Here is a 19,329-nt window from a genome sequence, read left to right as displayed (position 1 = left end):
AGCATCAAATATTACCTGATCAGCAGCATATTGCCTAGCGTCAGTCGGTGATTTATCCAAGTTAAACGCTGTCTAAACAGCGGCAGTCTAAGTACATTAGTGGTAGGATTAAGAAAAAGAAGATGAATCCATCCTTTTCCCTAACTACCTCAATACTTTGCTTATACCTAGGTTGTTAGTGGGTGCGATAATAAGTCTAATATGAACGTGGAGCCTTAAACCTTATGGGGAATGATTCGATGATTCGCTTTGAAAATGTTGCAGATATCTGTCTTTGGTTAAATCACTTTGAACACCCTTTACTCATTTCAGAATGGGCAGAGACTGAAAATATTGTGTCGGTATCTGCTCAAGGTACAGTGACCATAACCCTTCCTTTTGCTGCTACCGCCATTACTGAATTACTTGAACATTGGATTCTGACTCAACAAGAGTTGCATCATGTAGCTGCCAGTATGGTGTTTGTTGTTCAGTGTCGTGTTGCACCATTGGCATGTGGTAAAAAGCAACCGCTAAAGGGCGTTAAAAATATTATAGTTGTAAGCTCGGCAAAAGGCGGAGTGGGAAAATCGACAACCGCTGTTAACTTAGCGTTAGGCTTGCAGAAGCAAGGCGCAAAAGTTGGCTTATTAGACGCCGATATTTATGGCCCTTCTGTACCTTTGATGCTGGGTACGGTAGATGAGAAGCCACAATCAACAGATGGCAAAATGATGTTACCTGTTGAATCATGCGGTTTGTATACGAATTCAGTTGGCTATTTAGTACCTGCAGAGAGCGCTACAATTTGGCGTGGACCGATGGCATCAAAAGCCTTACAACAAATCATCACTGAAACATGGTGGCCAGATCTCGATTATCTTGTTATTGATATGCCACCGGGTACGGGTGATATCCAATTGACACTTGCTCAACAAATTCCTGTAACAGGTGCGATTGTTATTACGACACCACAAGACTTAGCATTAGCTGATGCCATTAAAGGTATAAGCATGTTTGATAAAGTGGATGTGCCTATCGTGGGTTTGGTTGAAAACATGAGTTATCACATTTGTAGCAATTGTGGCCATCATGAAACTATTTTTGGTACTGGCGGTGCAGAGCGCATGGCTAAAGAATATTCCGTACCTTTATTAGCGCAACTACCACTGCATATTACGATTCGTGAAGATATCGACCGTGGTAAGCCAACCGTCGCAGCATCGCCTGATTCAGAGCAAGCCGCTGCATACATTGATCTTGCTGGACAAGTTGCGAGTCGATTATTCTGGCAAGGTGACGTGGTTACAGAGCAGATTACAATTCGTACGATGTAAGAGTATACGAATGAGTAAAGGCACTAAATATGAGAAAAATGTGACAGGTTTCTAACAAAGCGTGCTGGAAGTCACATTTTTACTGGCTTCTGGCGCTGCAAGTGCCTATAATAATGCGGTTAATTTTCCGCCTCGTCTCGTTGTCTTACAGGTGCTTTCTGATATGTCTGAAAACTCACACCAATGCGTCATTATTGGTATCGCAGGTGCTTCTGCGTCCGGTAAAAGCTTGATTGCCAGTACTGTTTATAAAGAATTAAAAGAAAAAGTAGGCGATCACCAGATCGGTGTTATCACGGAAGATTGTTACTACAGTGATCAAAGTCACCTGACCATGGATGAGCGGGTTAAAACGAATTATGATCATCCAAATGCACTTGACCACAATTTACTTTGTGACCATCTGCAACGGTTGATCGAAGGCAAAGCTGTTGAAGTGCCTCAATATAGCTACAGCGAACACACTCGTTTAAAAGAAACCACACCAATGACACCTAAAAAAGTGATCATTCTTGAAGGTATTCTTTTATTAACGGACCCACGTTTACGTGAAATTATGCACGCAAGTGTGTTCATGGATACGCCATTAGATATTTGTTTACTTCGCCGTTTGCAGCGTGATGTTGCTGAACGTGGTCGTACAATGGAATCTGTGCTTGTGCAGTATCAAAAGACGGTACGCCCTATGTTCATGCAGTTTATTGAACCGTCTAAACAATATGCCGATATCATCGTACCGCGTGGGGGTAAAAACCGAATCGCGATTGATGTACTGAAGGCGCATATTGCCAAGTTGCTAAAATCATAATGTGATTACTAAGGCTGACATTGTCAGCCTTTTTTATATCTGCTTATTGCCGATTTAGTTATTCTTTATGAAGGCAGTCTTAACGACTGCCTTTTTTTCTGCTTTAATCTAGGTAATAGAATATCTTTGTTATTGATATATAACCAAGTAACTTAGGTGTAGTGCTATTTAGTGGTCACATATTTTTCTTATGGCTATTGTTTTTTCGTCAAGAAACTAATTGTAGCCATCGCTGTCATAAATGGACTCTGACTAAAAATTTTAACGTAATAAAAGTCAGGAATAACGGATAATTCAGAGGATACAATGAAAAAGCTTCTTTACGTATTATTAGCCATTGTACTAGTTATAGTCGTTGGCATCGGTGCCTTGCTTGCATTGGTCGATCCCAACCAATTTAAACCTTTATTAAGTGAACAAGTTAAAAAAGCCACTGGGCGAGACTTAGTTATTAATGGCGATATTAGCTGGCGTTTTTTCCCTAGTATTGGTTTTAGCTTAGGTGAGACGGAGTTTAAGAACCCTCAAGGATTTGCTGAAGCTGATTTAGTGAAGCTGGGTAGTGCTGAACTTTCTGTGTCGGTGATGCCTCTTTTCTCTCAGCATCTTGAAATTGGTAATATCAGTTTAAATGATGCGCGTGTATTTATTCAAACACGTAAAGATGGTGTCAGTAACCTAGATAGTTTCGGTGAACAAGCCGCTGTTGAAGGTACAGTTACGGAAGGTACGAGTAGCGAACCTGTAACTCAGCCGTCAGTAGAAGGTGAAGCGACGCAACCGTGGACAATCAGCTTAGCTGGCGTTGAAGTTGTAAATGCGAGTGCTGAAGTACGTGATGATAAAGCAGGTACTGCTACAACAATTGATAGCTTGAATTTCAAACTTGATACATTCGCGCCAGGTGAGTGGACTCAAGCTAGCTTTGATATTACAGGCAAGAATGCCGAACTTAGCTTTACTGCTAAGGGTGATAGCCAGTTGTTGATTGCGACAGATTATAAAAGTGGTGAACTAAAAGCATTAAATTTAACCACGTCTGCAAAAGACAGTGTTAATGATATTCAATCCCTCGTGTTGGGTGTTGAACACTTTAAAGTCGGCGATTGGGCTAACATTACGTTTGCAGCGAAAGGTCAAATGCCTGATCTTGCATTTGATGTAAGTGGCGCAACACGCCTTAAAATAAGCACTGATTACAATATTGCTGAACTTGATAAGCTGACACTATCTTCCGATCTTAAAGGCAGCACGTTACCGCGTCCTGAAATGAAAGTCGGGTTAAGTGCTGATGTGACTTATGATGTTGCAAAAGGTTTAGCGACGTTAAGTCGTTTTGAAACATCGATCGATGAGCTAGCTTTAAACGGTAAAGGCTCGTTTAAGAGTGCAGCTATCCCTGTTGTTCGTTTCGATGTTAATAGTGATAACATCGATCTGGATGCATTCTTAGGTACTGCATCATCAGCTAAAAAGAAAGATACTACCAAAGAAGAAACAGATTCTGCGCCTTCTGCTGGTGGTGAAACATCAACAGTTAGCAAAAGTGAAGAGCCAGATTTATCGGCTCTAAGAACATTGGATATCGCTGGTACCGTTGCTATTGGAAAGTTGAAAGCTGCGAATGCTATAGTGTCTGATGTGCAAGTTGATATGAAGGTACAAAACGGCGTACTGAACCTTAAGCGCTTCAATGCCAAGTTATATGGCGGTACTGTTAGTGCTAATGCTACCGTCGATGCAAATGGTAAGTTGCCTAAATATCAGGTAACAAAGCATATTAAAGGCGTTGATGTACATGCCTTACTTAAAGACGTTGCACAAAATGAAACATTGGCTGGTACGGGTAATATCGATGTAAAACTGTCGGGTACTGGGTTGGCTGAAAAGCGTATTCGTGAAAATGTTGCTGGTAGCATTGCGATAAATTTTGCTGATGGTGCAATTTACGGTGTGAATATTCCCGAGATGATTCGTGAAGCAAAAGCGACATTGAAAGGTAAAAAAGCAGAATATGTGAAAGAAGAAAAGAAGACGGATTTCTCTGCTTTAAAAGCGACCTTCAAAATTGGTCAAAGTGTTGCTTCCTCAACCAATATTCACCTTGCGTCACCGTTATTACGTATTGATGGCAAGGGCAACACCAATCTAGTGAGCGAGCGCCTTGATTTCATCATTAGTACATCTGTGGTTGCGAGTAGTAAAGGTCAGGGTGGTAAAAGTATTGATGATATTGCTGATTTGACTGTGCCTGTAAATGTAAAAGGCGATTGGACTAAACCCTCGTTTGCTCTGGATTTGAAAGAGTTGTTTAAACAAAACAATGAACTTGAAGAAAAAGCAAAGAAAGAAATCGATCGGGGCTTAGAAAAGTTACTGGGTGATAAAAGCAAAGACGACAATATCAAAAAAGCGGCTGATAAGTTATTAAAAGGCTTATTTAACTAAGCAAACCCGCACTTTGAGTAAAAAGGCTTGCCATTTTTGGCAAGCCTTTTCTATTTTTAGAGGATGTAGCGATTCCAACCTGCACCTTGAGTATAAGTACATAATAAAACTGCAATTAAGAATGATTTACTGGTTTGCTGTTCTATTACAATGTAAAACTAAATAAGCATCAGAATTTTAATGTGTTGATTAAGTAGTAAAGAGAGTATGGAACAAGATAAAAAAGAAGTGAAAAACACCATCGTAAATCGATTTATTTCGATGTGCAGATTAACAGTAGGGAAGGTAAAAGCGTCTCCTCCTGTCGATCACCTATTACGTGCAGCTGATCGGTTTAATGACCGTTTAGGCAGTCAATTTGGTGCCGCTATTACCTACTTTTCTTTTTTATCTCTGATCCCTATTTTAATGGTGTTATTTGCTGCCGCTGGTTTTGTCTTAGCCTCAAACTCCGATTTATTAACGGGGCTAATCGATAAAATAGTAACGGGTGTAACAGATCCAAGCCTTGCAAAAACCCTTGAAAACACCGTGAACACCGCGATAAATCAACGTACTACTGTTGGCTTGAGTGGCTTAGTAATTGCTTTGTATTCAGGTATTAGTTGGATGGGTAATTTGCGTGAAGCCATTCGAGCGCAAACGCGTGATGTGTGGGAGCGAAAACCAGAAGATAAAGATCACCTGTTCTTACAATATGGGAAAGATTTTGTCGCGCTTACGGGCTTGGTTGCTGCGCTTATCTTTACTGTTGCATTAACATCAGTGGCGGGTTCAGCGCAGAAAACGATTGTAGAGGCGCTAGGTTTAGGGGGGATCACGTGGTTACGTCCTGCGCTAACATTGATTGCACTCACTATTTCAATTACAGCAAACTATCTGATGTTTTTATGGATTTTTTGGATGTTACCAAAGAAGAAGTTAGAAACGCGGGCTTTATTACAAGGTACTTTATTGGCAGCCATTGGTTTTGAGGTTATCAAGTTTGCGATGACTATAATATTACCAAGCTTAGCGAAATCACCATCAGGTGCTGCCTTTGGCTCTATTATCGGTCTAATGGCATTCTTTTATTTCTATGCTCGCTTAACTCTATTTTGCGCTGCGTGGATCGCTACAGCGACTCCTAAGGCTGTTAATAATGTCGAGGATGTAAAACCGTAGAAGTACCCTAGTTTTAGTACAATAAAGGTGTAGCAGATGGTTCATCGCTACACCTTTATTATTTATAAAATAGAATCAAGCCAGCGCTTTTTTGTTCTTATTTTTATTCGTTTTCTGCGACTCTAACGTATCTTGGAAAGCACTTAATAAATCAACGGCAGATAGTATTCCTACTAATTGCCCCGTTTTATCTAACACAGGGGCTGCGCTAATATTGTGATTAAGAATCGTACCTATGGCTTTGGTTAATGTGTCATACGTTCTAACATGGATGATATCTTTAACCATAACATCACCTACGTGTAGGTCATCTGTTAAGTCATATTCATGGCCGATATCCGGCGACTCATCAACCCATCCGGGGCGCCGTAATTCTCGGTCACTGATAAAACCAATTAATTCACCATCAATATTGGTAACTGGTAAGTGACGAATTGCATTATCTCGCATTAAAAAAAATGCTTCACGTAATCCTGTTTCAGGTTGGATAGTGACAACTTTTCTCGTCATATATTCAGATACTTTTGTTGGCATTAGCGTTTCCTTTTAGGTATGTGGGTATCCTTATCTAAGCTAGCGAAATCAACGGTATTAATTTGCGATCGATGGCACATATTGTTCATAAAGTAAGCGGATTGTTAACCTTCACTTTTTAAGTCTTTGATTAAAAAGTGAAGGCATGAAAAGAGGGGGCGTTTTTTGTGTAACAAAATTAGTGGCCGTAAGTGAGAAAGGAGCCTTAAAGACTATTATTTGTTTTAAATGGCATTAAGCTTTTAATTTTAGGTATATAACTTAATTTAATATCAAGTCTAGGCTCAACAATTACTGGGCGTAGAAAATGGTAAGTGACGAACGCAATAACTGTAGCAAGGAAAGTATTTTCACCAAGTAATATTAAGAGTGAAGTGACAACAATAAGGTAAATAGCGCCATATGAAATAATTTGTATTTCACTATGGGTTAAAATTGCATCGCAATGCGAGCATCTGAAATTCTTTTCAATGTCTTTTAGTGCTGGTACATCAAGCTGTTTATTACAGCATGGGCACTGTTTATCCATAGGTTGATATCCTCTTATAAATCAAAGTCCTTTGTATCAAACGGCAATAACTAAATAGTAATTTAGTGATGATAAAATAAGGATAGTCGTTAGCTTTATAATTGTAAGGGCTTTTTAGTTGAAATGTTAACTCAGTGTTTGTTTTACTTTATCTCTTAACCAAAAGTATGACTTTCTATTTACTTTTCAGTCGTTATTATAGGAGCCTTCAGTTAGTGTATTTATAAGGCATCTATTTGCAATGTGATTGCAATATGCTTAAAAAACAAGGAGAAGGTGGTTGGATTCAGTTACACAAGCTGCGTTAGGTGCTGCAGTTGCTGCGGTTGTCGCCGGGGAAAAAAGTACCCCAAAAATATTACTGGCAGGTGCTGCACTAGGTACGATTCCTGATCTTGATGTATTGATTGGCTATGGTGATCCTGTTTCAGATATGGTGAAACACCGTGGTTTTAGTCATTCATTATTTATCTTGTTACCGTTTTCTTGGTTGTTAGTACAAGGCTGGCATCAGTGGCGCCCTTCTCGTTTTTCTTTTACTCAGCTTTGGCTGCTTATTGCGGCTTGTCTTATCACGCACCCGCTACTTGATGCGTTTACCTCTTATGGCACTCAACTGTTTTGGCCGTTTGATATTAGTTTTTCGGTATCAAGTATCTTCATTATCGATCCACTTTATACCATACCCTTGCTCGTGGTGATTTTTGCTAGCCTTTTTTGGCGAGAGAAGATGGCAAAGCTATGTGGAGTAGGGCTAGCTATCTCGACAGTGTATTTAGCGTGGTCAGTGATTGCTTTGCAACTTATCGAATCGAGAGTCGAAGGGGACTTGGCGGGTACACCACTTGAAAATAAACCTGTATTTGTTGCCCCAACACCTGTGAATACTGTGCTGTGGCGTGTCGTTGTATTAGATGGTGATACGTATTGGGAAGGGTTAACGTCGTTATTAGATAAAGATAAGACGATTGATTTTATTGCCAAGTCCCGTGGTGAGTGGCTGTTGAATGAAAAGCCTGAACATTTACTTATGCTTGAAAAGTTCAGCGATCAGTTTGTTCGTTATCAACAAATTGATGACAAATTAATCGTGACGGATTTACGTTTAGGCATGGCTGAATACCTACCGTTTAGTTTTGCGTTTGCTCAGGAAAGTAATAATGATGAATGGAAAATGTTATCGCCTGAAAAAATGGAAGAGAAACGGGTCAGACCCAAACATTTACCCGCATTATGGTTGCGCTTATTAGGGAATCAAAATATTAATGCGAATTTATGTCATATTAAAGAATGCCCTGATGACATGAATAGCTTGTTATAACGGTTTTTCTTCATACAAAATTAAAAGCTAATATGGTGATAAAACTGTGTTAGTTTTTTATTTTATAGTAAATCTGTTTCTTATTGTTAATGATGTTTTTTATGTGCCACATAAATCACACCGTTCTAAATGTTGCATATAGTCGTATGTTTAGTGAATTGTTACAAAAAGTATTGTAGCGTTTCTATTTTTATAGAGCGTTGTTTCTAAGAGTGGGCTCACACATTACTTTTCTAAGGTATGATTTTTTTAATTAATTGATTTCTATCAATAGTGAAGTGTTATACAGCTGCCAAAATACTCCTAAAGTATTAAGGGTCTTATGTTGAGATCGCATTTTTCGATATATGGAGATAACGAGTATGCTGTATTTGGAATTTTTATTCCTCCTCCTCGTCTTATATGCTGGTAGCCGTTTTGGCGGTATTGGTTTAGGCGTCGTTTCAGGTTTAGGTTTGTTGGTAGAAGTGTTCATTTTCAGGATGCCGCCAACCTCGCCACCGATCACGGTAATGTTAATTATTCTTGCTGTGGTTACTTGTGCTTCTATTTTAGAAGCGGCTGGTGGCTTGAAGTACATGTTACAGGTTGCTGAACGAATTTTACGTAGTAACCCTAAACGCGTAACTATCCTGGGTCCGCTTGTAACCTACACCATGACTTTTATGTTGGGAACTGGTCATGCGGTTTACTCTATCATGCCAATTATTGGTGATGTTGCATTGAAAAATGGCATTCGACCAGAGCGTCCGATGGCAGCTTCATCTGTAGCATCGCAACTTGCGATTACAGCGAGTCCAATTTCTGCCGCGGTTGTGTACTATTTGGCACAGCTATCGGGTATCAATGAAAGCATCCACCTGCTAACCATTCTAATGGTAACCGTGCCTTCTACGCTATTGGGTACGATTCTATTATCTCTATATAGTTTACGCCGTGGTAAAGAGTTAAATGATGATCCTGAATATCAGCGTCGTCTACAAGATCCATTGTGGCGTGATAAAATTCTTCATACTACGTCAACATCTCTTGATGAAAAGCTGCCATCGTCTTCAAAGCATGCGGTAATGCTATTTATTTTGGCATTGGCTACAATTGTGGTTGTTGCGATGGTGCCAGAAATCCGCACTATAGGTGAGGGAACTAAACCGATTTCGATGTCATTGATTATTCAGATGATGATGCTGGGTTTTGGTGGCTTAATCCTGCTTGTTACGCGAACTAATGTACAGAAAGTACCCGAAGGCGTGGTATTTAAATCGGGCATGGTAGCGGCTATTGCCATCTTCGGTATTGCGTGGATGAGTGATACTTACTTCCAGTATGCAATGCCATCGTTTAAGTCGGGTATTACTGAGATGGTACAAGGTTACCCTTGGACCTTCGCTCTAGCACTATTCATTGTCTCTGTTGTGGTGAATAGCCAAGCAGCAACGGCACGTATGATGCTACCTGTTGGTCTTGCAATGGGACTTAACCCTGCATTATTGATTGGTTTAATGCCAGCAACTTACGGTTATTTCTTTATTCCTAATTACCCATCAGATATCGCAACGTGTAACTTTGATGTTACGGGTACAACAAAGATAGGTAAGTACTATTTTAACCACAGCTTTATGATGCCAGGTCTTATTGGTGTGATATCAGCGTGTATGATCGGCTATACCATCGCACAAATTGTTGTGTAGGCTGTCCTAATTTAGAACGCTGATTTATAGAATAGAAAAAGGGAGCAATTGCTCCCTTTTTGTTTATGAATAGATGTCTATTGAGGAATGCGTTATAGCTGATAAATCTTTAGTCATCAGACTGTTTCTTTAATGGGTCTGTTACTGCTTCATAAGGCCAGTAATGATGACCAACACGGATTATTAATGTTGCAGCTGCAAGAATAAAGGCAGCGAGTGCTAGCCATACAACTAAAACCCCATCTAACTCTTTCATGCCTAGCGTGATATAGCGTGCAATCGCCATTATCGCAATGTAAATTGGATAACGCACTGGAATTTTACCGTGGGCGACAAATTGCTGCACCATTGCCAATACTTCCAGATAAATAAACATCAATAAAATGTCGGTCAGCTGGATGTCTCTTTGGGTAATGACGTGAATAAACTCATTAACCATGGCGAACAAGGTGGCTAGGGTAATGGCAACCAGCAGGATTGCTTCAAGAATGTGAAATATTTTGAGAAAAGGTTTACTAAAGTTCTTTGGTAACTGGGAAGGCATAAATTCTCCGGAAACAATGTACTAACCGCTTTTTACGGCTTTAGGAATAATAAGTTGAGATTATAAGAATAGGAAAGAGATAGAGAAAGAAAATAATTATTTTAAATCGCAAATAAAAGAGGCAACACATCAGTATTGCCTCTGCAAGTCAAAATTAACGTTGCTACCTAATTACCAGTCGACGCCTTTACGTGCTTTAACACCGCTTTCAAAGGCATGCTTTACGCTTTTTACTTCGGATACTGTATCTGCTATTTCAATCAATGTACGATGCGCTGCTCGACCTGTAATGATAACCGATTGCATATTTGGACGGTTGTTAATTGCCTCTACAACCTCTTCTAATTCTACGTAGCCATAAGTTACCATGTAGGTCATCTCATCGAGTAAAACAACGTCGTAGCTATCATCAGCGAGCATTGCTTTACATTCTGCCCACGTTTTTTGAGCGGCAGCTTTATCTGTTTCTTTATTCTGTGTTTCCCAAGTAAACCCGGTTGCCATTACAGAAAAGTGTACGCCGTGTTGTTCGAGCAGCTTACGCTCGCCACAGTCCCAAGTGCCTTTAATGAATTGCCCAACACCACATTTAAAACCATGACCCACAGCGCGGGCAATTGTGCCAAAACCAGAGGTAGATTTGCCTTTACCGTTACCTGTAATAATGAGGAAAAGCCCTTTCTCTTCTTGAGCTGCTTCAACACGAGCATCGACGTCAGCTTTTACTTTTTCCTGGCGTGATTTATAGCGTTCGTCCTTGTTGGTTTGATCAACCATGAGTTTCCCTCTTTATTAATGTGTTTATTTTATGAAAGCCAGGCTAGCAAGGCTAGGTAGCCCGTAAGTTCCGCAATTTGCTGTGCAGCCCCCAAGCAATCGCCGGTATAGCCACCTAATTGTTGTTGGAACCATTTACCACAGAGCCAACGAACAATAAGTAAAACTAACGTTAAGCTGATAGCCACCTCTAAAGGCAAGAGTAGTAATATAATCAATCCTGTGGCAATTAAAACCCACAAATCGTGTTGGCTTTGCTGATTAGCTAATGGCTTTACTTTGCTATCTTGATCTGCTCTTACATAGGGATAAGAAAATATTAGGCTTGCTGCACAGATTCGGCTTAACGTGTGCATCACTATTAATAGCCCAGCAGGTAGCAAGATATCAATTTTTGCTAACGCAATTAACACTGCCCATTTACAGCCAAGCATCATCACCAAAGCAGATGCGCCATACGTACCAAGGCGTGAATCTTTCATTATGTTTAGCTTTTGTTCGACAGACCAACCACCGCCGAACCCATCAAAAACATCGGCTAAGCCATCTTCATGAAAGGCTCCTGTTAACAATAGCCCGCAAATGATTGCGGCTGCAACGGCGAGCTCTATAGGGAATACCTGTACGGAAATCCAATACATTATTGCCGTTAATAAACCGACAATAATACCTACAGCCCCAAAATAACGGTTTGCCTGATTGAGTCTTTCTGACGAGTAAGGCGTGTTTTCAGGAATAGGAATGCGCGTAAAAAAAGCCAATGCAACCAAAAATATTTGCCACTGACGTTTACAACCAGTGGCGTCTAAGCGATTCGTTGTGTCTGTATGTTGCGTGATAGTTTGACTATCTGGTTCGCGTTTCACACTGTTACCCCTGCATCTTCAAAACTGGCCATTTCGTTATAGAAACAACAAGCAGAGCGCAGTAGTGGTAGCGCTAATGCCGCACCAGTCCCTTCGCCTAAACGTAAACCTAAACTAAGCAATGGTGTGGCATTCAAATGTTGGAGCATCCGCTGATGGCCTGATTCTTCAGAGCAATGACAATAAATAAAGTAGTGGTTTGCTTCAGGGTACATTGAAACGGCAAGCATAGCAGCGGCTGTAGAAATGAAGCCATCAACCAATACCGTCATCTTATTTTCAGCAGCCTTTAGCATGCCACCCACGATTTGAGCAATTTCAAACCCACCGACGCTGGCTAGAATGGATAAAGGATCGGATAATCGTTCTGCATGCAGATCTAACGCTTGAGTTATCAGGTCGACTTTACGTTGTAGTTGCTGATCATCAATACCAGTACCACGCCCAACACACTCATCTGCTGGTATATTCAACAGTGCAGCCATTATGGCAGCAGCACTGCTGGTATTTCCAATCCCCATCTCACCAAAGCCTACAAGGTTACAACTTTTCTGGTTTAGCTTTTCTACAACGTCTGCGCCATATTGTAGGGCATGTAAAACGGTGCTCTCTGTCATTGCTGCGTACTGGCTGAAATCTTCAGTGCCGTGCCCAAGACGTTGTTTAACGAGATTAGGGTGATCTTCTGGTTCTACTTTAATGCCAGCATCAATGACTTTTAGTGCCATGTCGTTTGTTCGGCAAAAACAATTAATTGCAGCGCCACCAGCGAGAAAATTTGCCACCATTTGTGCTGTTACTTCACTCGGCGCAATACTTAAACCATGTTGAGCAATGCCGTGGTCGCCAGCAAAAACAAGCAGATGAGGATGCATTATTTCAATTTTTTCAGTTTGTTGGATTAAAGCTAGTTGTAATGCGACAGCTTCTAATTGACCTAATGCACCTAATGGTTTTGTCTTGTTATTTATTTGGTGTTGAATATGGTCGGATGGCTGAGTATCTGGCTGAGTGATGGTAAACATATGTGCAGATTTCCTTGTTCTGGCAAGATAACGTTTATGACGGCATATCGTTTAACGCAATGAAGCAAGCTGAAATTTTGCGGCAGCAAAGCTGGCAAAGCAATGAAGAAATGGCAAATATGGTGATTATATTTTTAAACGCACCACGTGGTTGCAAAATAGTGCTTGAAAGCGTTAACCGTATAGTGTTCTAATTGCGTGGTATTTAACCAACTGCATAGCGACGTATGAATATTAAATTATTGTCTATTATAAGCTTTTCACTTGTTCTTCTTGGCTGTTCAAGCCGCTTACCGACAGAAGATGAACGACAAACTCAATTTATTAAAAATAATGATAAATTGATTGAAGTTGAATACATAGAAGATGCGACAGGTTTGCAGTGGGTATCTCCGACAGTGGAGATTTCTGAGTATAATAAAATACTGATTAATGATGTTGGTATCCATCAGAATGCGAAAGCGGTACGCCAAATCCCTGAGAGTGTGCTAGATAAAGTATCTGAACGACTAACAACGATCGTCAAGCAAGAGCTTACTCAGGGTGTTGAGGTGGTTGACAAAACAGGTGCTGATACAGCGACGTTGAATATTATGATCAGCCGCGCCAGTACCGATTTTGAGGATCTTCAAATTACAGAGGTACTTCCTTATGGTGCACTCATTGGAAGTGCTAAAGCATTGCTTGGTACCCGTGATCGGAACGTTCGTATACTTGTAGAATCTCAGCTTATTGATAGTCAAACGGAAGAAGTATTGGCTGAACGAGTTGGTGTTATTTTAGCAAAAGGCATTTTAGAAAATGATGATGTTGAGCTTGAATACGAACAGATTAAAGAAACCGTAGAGTTGTTTACTCAAGATATTGTGCACTTTATTCGTGTAACTGCGTATCAAGCAGCCATTAATGAAAAAGAGCAAAGTTAGTACAAAAGTTCAAAGTACAACTGTAATGTAAGGCGGGCTTTTTATTTGAAAGCCCGCTTTTTTATTACCAAAGCTCAGCCACTATGCTAGATAAGTATTGTTATTAAGTCTGACGGAGTACTGATATATGAAAACGCCCACGACATGCTTTCACTATCATAAAGTGAAGCCGTCGTGGGCGTTTTTCTTGCGTCTTTATCGTTGGGCTTAGCCGCCTAACGTATCTGTTGCTACTTTGTACGTTGGATCTTCTAGCATATTCACTTCAACTAGCGTTCCCGCTTTTTTAAGTAAGCTACGACATTCAGGGCTTAAATGACGAATATGTAATGTTTTACCTTGGCTTGCGTAACGTTCTGCAACTGTATCAATCGCCTCGATTGCAGAGTGATCGGCAACGCGTGATTTAGCAAAATCGATAATAACGTCATTTGGATCTGTTTTTGCGTTAAATAGGTCTTGGAAGTGAGAAACAGAACCAAAGAAAATTGGACCATTTACTTCGTAGATCTTTGTACCTTTCTCGTTTGTATGCGTTGACGCGTAAACATGTTTAGCGTGATCCCATGCAAATACAAGCGCAGAGTAGATAACCCCTACAATAACAGCAATAGCAAGGTCGGCAGCAACAGTTACACAGGTAACAAGAATGATGGCAAAGAAGTCATGCTTTGGCACTTTACGCGCCATTTTAAAGCTTGCCCATTCAAAGGTGCCAATAACCACCATGAACATAACACCAACTAGTGCAGCTAGAGGAATGATTTCAATTAGCGCAGAGCCAAATAAAATAAAGCAAAGTAAACCAACAGCGGCAGTAATACCCGATAAGCGACCACGGCCACCAGAGTTAATGTTGATCATCGATTGACCGATCATCGCACAGCCACCCATTGCACCGAACACTGAACATGTTACGTTTGCTATGCCTTGACCAACACATTCACGGTTACCTCTACCACGAGTGCCTGTCATTTCATCAATTACAGTTAGTGTTAGTAGTGATTCAATCAGACCAATTGCAGCTAAGATTAGCGAGTACGGTAAGATAATACGTAAGGTTTCCATATTGAAACCCACATCAGGCAAAGCAAAAGTAGGTAAGCTACCAGCTAATGTTGCATTGCTGTCGCCGCTCATTGTGCGAACGAAGTCGATAACAGTACGAGAATCTAGACCAAAGACATGAACTAATACAGTAACAGTGATAATAGCAACAAGAGATGATGGGACTGCAGTCGTTAGTTTAGGTAAGAAATGGATAATTGCCATTGTAAGAAGAACAAGCCCTAGCATGATATACAGCTGAGAACCTTGCATCCACTCAAGTGCACCCGTTGCTCCTTGTACTTTAAATTGACCAAGTTGGGCTAAGAAGATAACGATCGCTAAACCGTTTACAAAGCCAATCATTACAGGGTGGGGTACCATGCGAATAAATTTGCCTAGCTTAAATATTCCCGCAAGAATTTGGAAAAGACCGGCAAGCATAACGGCGGCAAATAGGTATTGAACACCATGTTCAGCAACTAGGCTTACCATTACGACAGCCATTGCACCAGTAGCCCCAGAAATCATTCCTGGGCGACCGCCTAAAATAGCTGTAATGAAGCCAACAATGAAAGCGGCGTATAAACCAACCATAGGGTCGACACCTGCTACGAAGGCAAAAGCAACCGCTTCTGGAATAAGGGCTAACGCAACGGTTAAACCTGAAAGTACGTCATTCTTGACTGATTGATGTGAAACTTGGGGGAATTCAAACATTTTATAAATTGGCTTCAGTTTGGTGGTTAAAAGGGGCGTGAATGGACACGGATGCTACAGTTGTATGTGACATACTTCAACTTTGTAGCTAACGATAGCAGTTCATTCAGTTAAAAGAGTAAGAGAATGTGATCATCTTAGTATTTAATATACTTATCGATACATTTAATTACATTTTCGTTTGGGCCAAAAAAAAGCCATGCATAAAGCATGGCTTTTATATGGGTTATGGCTTAGTCGTATGATGGTTTAGTCATAGGAGCCATTGCCTTGCTTGTTGCCGTTTGGCTACCAGCTTGACGAGATTGCACTTTTGCATCGCGTAAAGGGGCGATAGCAACAGTAATCTCTTCTACTTCAGGTTCAGCGATTGCTGGCGCCTTTGTCATCGGAGAAACTGCATGGCGGCCGCGAGGTGATGTAGCTGTAGTCGCGACATCATTGCCTGGTACGGTTGCTGCAACTACTGGCGTTGGCATTTCAACGTTAGCAACTGGCTTCTCAACTACAGCCTCTTCAGTTGTCGTTTTAACTGTCGTCTCTTCTGCAATCACTTTAACTTCAGCGACAGGCTGTTCAACAACGGCTTCAACTTCAGCTTTTTCAACAACAGGTGCTGCGACAACGGGCTCAATAATAATTGGCTCATCAATCGTCACTGACTGAGTTTCTACTGATGTTGTTGATGCTTCAACTGTTGAGCGCATTGGCGTAACTTTGCCCATAGCAATTTCCGGCATTGCTACACCGCTTAACATTTCAGTTTCAACTGCTGGCTCAGCAGATACAGCATGTTCAGCAATAACTTCAGGTTGTGTCGGTACTTCTACTGGTGTTTCAGTAATTGTCTCAACAGATGGCTTGCTTGCGCGAGCCCAAACTTTACCCATTGCCATTTCAGGAGATGCGACACCCGTTACTGGGCGTATTGCTTTTGGCTTCTCGACAATAGAAATAACATTTTCCATGTCGTTTATCGCATCAGTCGTTTCTACTGCTGCATAGCCTTTAGTATCTGTCGTTGGGTGTGAAACATGGTCAGATTTCTCTTCACGTGTATCACGAATACGACGACGACGTTGACCACTAGCACGAAGATGACGAGGCGAACGACGGTTGCGACGCTGACCTGCTTCTTGTTCAGTGTTCTGCTCATTGTCTTGCTCAGAAGTATCAGTATCAGTCGCTAATGCTTCTTTTGCTACAGCAGTTCCCATTTCTTGTAGAGGAGAAGTTTGTTTTTGCTCTTCTACTAATGGTGCTGCTTCAACTGCATCAACGGCTTGAGCTTGTACAGGTGTCTTCTCTATATCGTCAGTGATACGTATCTTTTGACTTAGTTGACGACGTTGGCGGCGTAGTTTAACTGTCGCCACTTTTTCCTGTTCAATCTTTGGTTTATTCTCAACTACATCAACAACTGGTTTTTCAACTTTAGGCTGTTGTTCATCTTGACGGCGCGGTGCTTTTTGAGCTTGACGTTTGTCTTCGCTACGCGGAGAGCGTTGCTTAGCTGGCTTGTCATTCTGACGTTCCTGCTGAGGCTTCTCGTTGCGGCGAGGACGCTGCTGACGTTGCTGACGTTGTTCACCGCTATTCTCGCTATTATCACTATCTTGGCGATTGTTGCGACGAGAGCTATCTTTGTTGCGACGAGTATCATTGCGACGAGTATCATTGCGGCGATTGCCTTGACGATCACCACGACGGTTGTCATTACGGGTATCTTGCTTCTCTTCAACTTTCTTTTCTGGCTCTTGTTCTGTCGGACCAGAGAACAGATTAGTTAGCGCAGAGAATAGACGGCTGATTAAACCTGGTTGAGCTTTTGCTTCGGTAGCTGCTTTCGTTGGTGCTGCTGGTTTAGGTTTTGCAGCAACAACAGGCGCTGGCGTTTTAGGTGAAGCAAAGCCTTGTAATACAGGTTCCTCATGCTTTTTAATAACACGTTCTTGTTGTGGTGCTTCTGCCGCTTCAGCTTCTTTAATCGCTTCAATGACTTTAGGCATTTGGTAAGAAAGTGTATCTTTTTGATCGCCTTCACGGATACGTAACACTTCAAAGTGCGGTGTTTCCATCTCTGCATTTGGAACAATTACAACACGTACTGTGTGGAATTTTTCAATATGCTGAACTGAACGGCGTTTTTCATTCAATAAGTAAGATGCGACAGCCACCGGTACAATAGCCAGTACTTGTGCACTGTTGTCTTTTAATGCTTCTTCTTCAATTAAACGAAGAATAGATAGAGATAGCGATTCGTTATCACGAACAACACCTGTACCTGTACAGCGTGGGCAAACGTGGTGGCTTGCTTCTGCTAATGAAGGGCTTAGGCGCTGACGCGACATCTCTAGTAAACCAAAGCGAGATATGCGACCAATTTGTACGCGAGCACGATCCATACGAACCGCTTCACGAAGACGGTTTTCAACTTCACGTTGGTGACGAACTGGCGTCATATCAATGAAGTCAATTACAACCAAGCCACCTAGATCACGTAGGCGAAGTTGGCGGGCAACTTCATCAGCCGCTTCAAGGTTAGTTTGGAATGCTGTTTCCTCAATATCACCACCTTTCGTTGCACGAGCAGAGTTGATATCAATAGAGGTTAGTGCTTCCGTTGGGTCGATAACAATTGAGCCACCTGAAGGCAAACGAACTTCACGCTGGAACGCAGATTCAATTTGGCTTTCAATTTGGTAGTGGCTAAATAGTGGTACTTCGCCTTCATAACGCTTAACACGAGATAAGAAATCAGGACGAATAAGTTTAATATGATCACGTGCACGGTCGAAAATCTTCGGGCTATCGATAAGAATTTCACCAATGTCGCGGCGTAAATAATCACGAATTGCACGAGCAATAACGTTACTTTCCTGATGAATAAGGAAAGGTGCAGGGTTTGAATCAGCGGCTTCTTTAACAGCACTCCAGTGATTCAGTAGAACATTTAAATCCCATTCAAGTTCTTCAGCAGATTTACCAACACCAGCAGTACGAACAATTAAGCCCATACCTTTTGGTAGTTCTAATGTGCTTAGTGCTGCCTTAAGTTGTGTACGCTCTTCACCTTCGATACGGCGAGAAATACCACCAGCGCGAGGGTTATTAGGCATAAGAACAAGGTAGCTACCCGCTAACGAAATGAAAGTAGTAAGGGCTGCGCCTTTGTTACCACGTTCTTCTTTGTCAACTTGAACAATAACTTCCTGACCTTCTTTAAGCACTTCCTTAATATTAGGACGGCCTTGGTAGGTGTAATTAGCAGGAAAGTAATCGCGAGCAACCTCTTTAAGAGGAAGAAAGCCATGGCGCTCAGAACCGTAATCAACGAACGCAGCTTCCAGGCTTGGTTCGATACGGGTGATGCGACCTTTATAAATATTTGCTTTTTTAGATTCGTGACCAGGGCTTTCGATGTCTAAATCGAAAAGCTTCTGCCCGTCAACTAATGCGACGCGCAACTCTTCCTTCTGAGTTGCGTTAATCAACATTCTTTTCATTATATTGTACTCATTATTGTCGTTGTTTTAGTGCGTCAACTACAGATAGTTTACTGATGGTGCCGGACTCCAGGTCTATGTACGAGTGCAGCCTCACGGCTGGAAATTCA

General features: G+C 41.3%; 16 protein-coding genes. 8 read left to right on the top strand and 8 right to left on the bottom strand.

Features of this window, described 5'->3' with window-relative positions; genetic code table 11:
* Positions 1–239: 239 nt before the first annotated feature.
* The 4 genes from apbC to yhjD all read left to right on the top strand — a co-directional run bounded on the left by apbC (position 240) and on the right by yhjD (position 5,736).
* Positions 240–1,316, top strand: a complete 1,077-nt coding sequence (apbC, locus tag C9J47_RS08150) for an iron-sulfur cluster carrier protein ApbC (RefSeq protein ID WP_107253462.1) — start codon at positions 240–242, stop codon at positions 1,314–1,316.
* Between the two features lie 163 nt (positions 1,317–1,479).
* A complete protein-coding gene (gene udk / locus C9J47_RS08145; RefSeq protein ID WP_006231227.1) occupies positions 1,480–2,124 on the top strand; it encodes a uridine kinase in 645 nt (214 codons plus the stop codon).
* 306 nt (positions 2,125–2,430) lie between these two features.
* On the top strand, positions 2,431–4,572 hold the full coding sequence (locus C9J47_RS08140) for an AsmA family protein (RefSeq protein ID WP_107253066.1): 2,142 nt from the start codon (positions 2,431–2,433) through the stop codon (positions 4,570–4,572).
* A gap of 207 nt (positions 4,573–4,779) precedes the next feature.
* A complete protein-coding gene (gene yhjD, locus C9J47_RS08135; RefSeq protein ID WP_107253065.1) occupies positions 4,780–5,736 on the top strand; it encodes an inner membrane protein YhjD in 957 nt (318 codons plus the stop codon).
* 75 nt (positions 5,737–5,811) lie between these two features.
* On the opposite strand, the gene C9J47_RS08130 is transcribed toward yhjD, so the two are convergent.
* Positions 5,812–6,270, bottom strand: a complete 459-nt coding sequence (locus C9J47_RS08130) for a CBS domain-containing protein (RefSeq protein ID WP_107253064.1) — start codon at positions 6,268–6,270, stop codon at positions 5,812–5,814.
* A 205-nt stretch (positions 6,271–6,475) separates the two neighbouring features.
* Positions 6,476–6,799, bottom strand: coding sequence for a hypothetical protein (locus tag C9J47_RS08125; RefSeq protein WP_107253063.1), 324 nt, complete (start codon positions 6,797–6,799; stop codon positions 6,476–6,478).
* Positions 6,800–7,079: 280 nt separating this feature from the next.
* On the opposite strand from C9J47_RS08125, the gene C9J47_RS08120 reads away from it, so the two are divergent.
* Entirely contained in the window at positions 7,080–8,120 is a 1,041-nt protein-coding gene (locus tag C9J47_RS08120; RefSeq protein WP_107253062.1) for a metal-dependent hydrolase, read from the top strand.
* A gap of 362 nt (positions 8,121–8,482) precedes the next feature.
* Entirely contained in the window at positions 8,483–9,808 is a 1,326-nt protein-coding gene (locus C9J47_RS08115) for an anaerobic C4-dicarboxylate transporter (RefSeq protein WP_107253061.1), read from the top strand.
* Positions 9,809–9,917: 109 nt separating this feature from the next.
* Here the strand turns inward: C9J47_RS08115 and C9J47_RS08110 are convergent, their stop codons facing one another.
* From C9J47_RS08110 to cobT, 4 genes are all read right to left on the bottom strand, one after another.
* Positions 9,918–10,352: a phosphate-starvation-inducible protein PsiE gene (locus tag C9J47_RS08110; protein WP_107253060.1), complete on the bottom strand. Its 435-nt coding sequence runs from the start codon at positions 10,350–10,352 to the stop codon at positions 9,918–9,920.
* Positions 10,353–10,523: 171 nt separating this feature from the next.
* Positions 10,524–11,129: a cob(I)yrinic acid a,c-diamide adenosyltransferase gene (cobO, locus tag C9J47_RS08105; RefSeq protein WP_107253059.1), complete on the bottom strand. Its 606-nt coding sequence runs from the start codon at positions 11,127–11,129 to the stop codon at positions 10,524–10,526.
* 29 nt (positions 11,130–11,158) lie between these two features.
* Entirely contained in the window at positions 11,159–11,995 is an 837-nt protein-coding gene (locus C9J47_RS08100) for an adenosylcobinamide-GDP ribazoletransferase (protein ID WP_107253058.1), read from the bottom strand.
* Positions 11,992–13,020 (bottom strand): nicotinate-nucleotide--dimethylbenzimidazole phosphoribosyltransferase, encoded by a 1,029-nt coding sequence (gene cobT, locus C9J47_RS08095; RefSeq protein WP_107253057.1) that lies wholly within the window; start codon positions 13,018–13,020, stop codon positions 11,992–11,994. Before cobT ends, C9J47_RS08100 begins: the two co-directional genes overlap by 4 nt.
* A gap of 2 nt (positions 13,021–13,022) precedes the next feature.
* Between cobT and C9J47_RS08090 the strand changes: the two genes are divergently transcribed.
* Positions 13,023–13,214 carry a hypothetical protein gene (locus tag C9J47_RS08090; protein WP_107253056.1) on the top strand — a complete coding sequence of 64 codons (192 nt, stop codon included), beginning with the start codon at positions 13,023–13,025 and terminating at the stop codon, positions 13,212–13,214.
* Positions 13,215–13,247: 33 nt separating this feature from the next.
* Entirely contained in the window at positions 13,248–13,946 is a 699-nt protein-coding gene (locus C9J47_RS08085) for a DUF3313 domain-containing protein (protein ID WP_107253055.1), read from the top strand.
* 207 nt (positions 13,947–14,153) lie between these two features.
* Here the strand turns inward: C9J47_RS08085 and C9J47_RS08080 are convergent, their stop codons facing one another.
* Both C9J47_RS08080 and rne read right to left on the bottom strand, forming a co-directional pair.
* A complete protein-coding gene (locus tag C9J47_RS08080) occupies positions 14,154–15,713 on the bottom strand; it encodes a SulP family inorganic anion transporter (RefSeq protein WP_107253054.1) in 1,560 nt (519 codons plus the stop codon).
* A gap of 233 nt (positions 15,714–15,946) precedes the next feature.
* The gene (rne, locus tag C9J47_RS08075) at positions 15,947–19,219 is read right to left on the bottom strand and encodes a ribonuclease E (protein ID WP_107253053.1); all 3,273 of its coding nucleotides are present in this window, start codon (positions 19,217–19,219) and stop codon (positions 15,947–15,949) included.
* Positions 19,220–19,329: the final 110 nt, after the last annotated feature.

Origin of the sequence: Photobacterium indicum (assembly GCF_003026215.1) — a bacterium.
GTDB lineage: Bacteria > Pseudomonadota > Gammaproteobacteria > Enterobacterales > Vibrionaceae > Photobacterium > Photobacterium indicum.
Note: the sequence above shows the minus strand (reverse complement) of the source record. Positions and strands in the feature narration are given on the sequence as shown.

Bases quoted from the DNA above. Each gene is read 5' to 3' on its own strand.
- apbC (WP_107253462.1), top strand. From the start codon at position 240: ATGATTCGCTTTGAAAATGTTGCAGATATCTGTCTTTGGTTAAATCAC.
- udk (WP_006231227.1), top strand. From the start codon at position 1,480: ATGTCTGAAAACTCACACCAATGCGTCATTATTGGTATCGCAGGTGCT.
- C9J47_RS08140 (WP_107253066.1), top strand. From the start codon at position 2,431: ATGAAAAAGCTTCTTTACGTATTATTAGCCATTGTACTAGTTATAGTC.
- yhjD (WP_107253065.1), top strand. From the start codon at position 4,780: ATGGAACAAGATAAAAAAGAAGTGAAAAACACCATCGTAAATCGATTT.
- C9J47_RS08130 (WP_107253064.1), bottom strand. From the start codon at position 6,270: ATGCCAACAAAAGTATCTGAATATATGACGAGAAAAGTTGTCACTATC.
- C9J47_RS08125 (WP_107253063.1), bottom strand. From the start codon at position 6,799: ATGGATAAACAGTGCCCATGCTGTAATAAACAGCTTGATGTACCAGCA.
- C9J47_RS08115 (WP_107253061.1), top strand. From the start codon at position 8,483: ATGCTGTATTTGGAATTTTTATTCCTCCTCCTCGTCTTATATGCTGGT.
- C9J47_RS08110 (WP_107253060.1), bottom strand. From the start codon at position 10,352: ATGCCTTCCCAGTTACCAAAGAACTTTAGTAAACCTTTTCTCAAAATA.
- cobO (WP_107253059.1), bottom strand. From the start codon at position 11,129: ATGGTTGATCAAACCAACAAGGACGAACGCTATAAATCACGCCAGGAA.
- cobT (WP_107253057.1), bottom strand. From the start codon at position 13,020: ATGTTTACCATCACTCAGCCAGATACTCAGCCATCCGACCATATTCAA.
- C9J47_RS08085 (WP_107253055.1), top strand. From the start codon at position 13,248: ATGAATATTAAATTATTGTCTATTATAAGCTTTTCACTTGTTCTTCTT.
- C9J47_RS08080 (WP_107253054.1), bottom strand. From the start codon at position 15,713: ATGTTTGAATTCCCCCAAGTTTCACATCAATCAGTCAAGAATGACGTA.
- rne (WP_107253053.1), bottom strand. From the start codon at position 19,219: ATGAAAAGAATGTTGATTAACGCAACTCAGAAGGAAGAGTTGCGCGTC.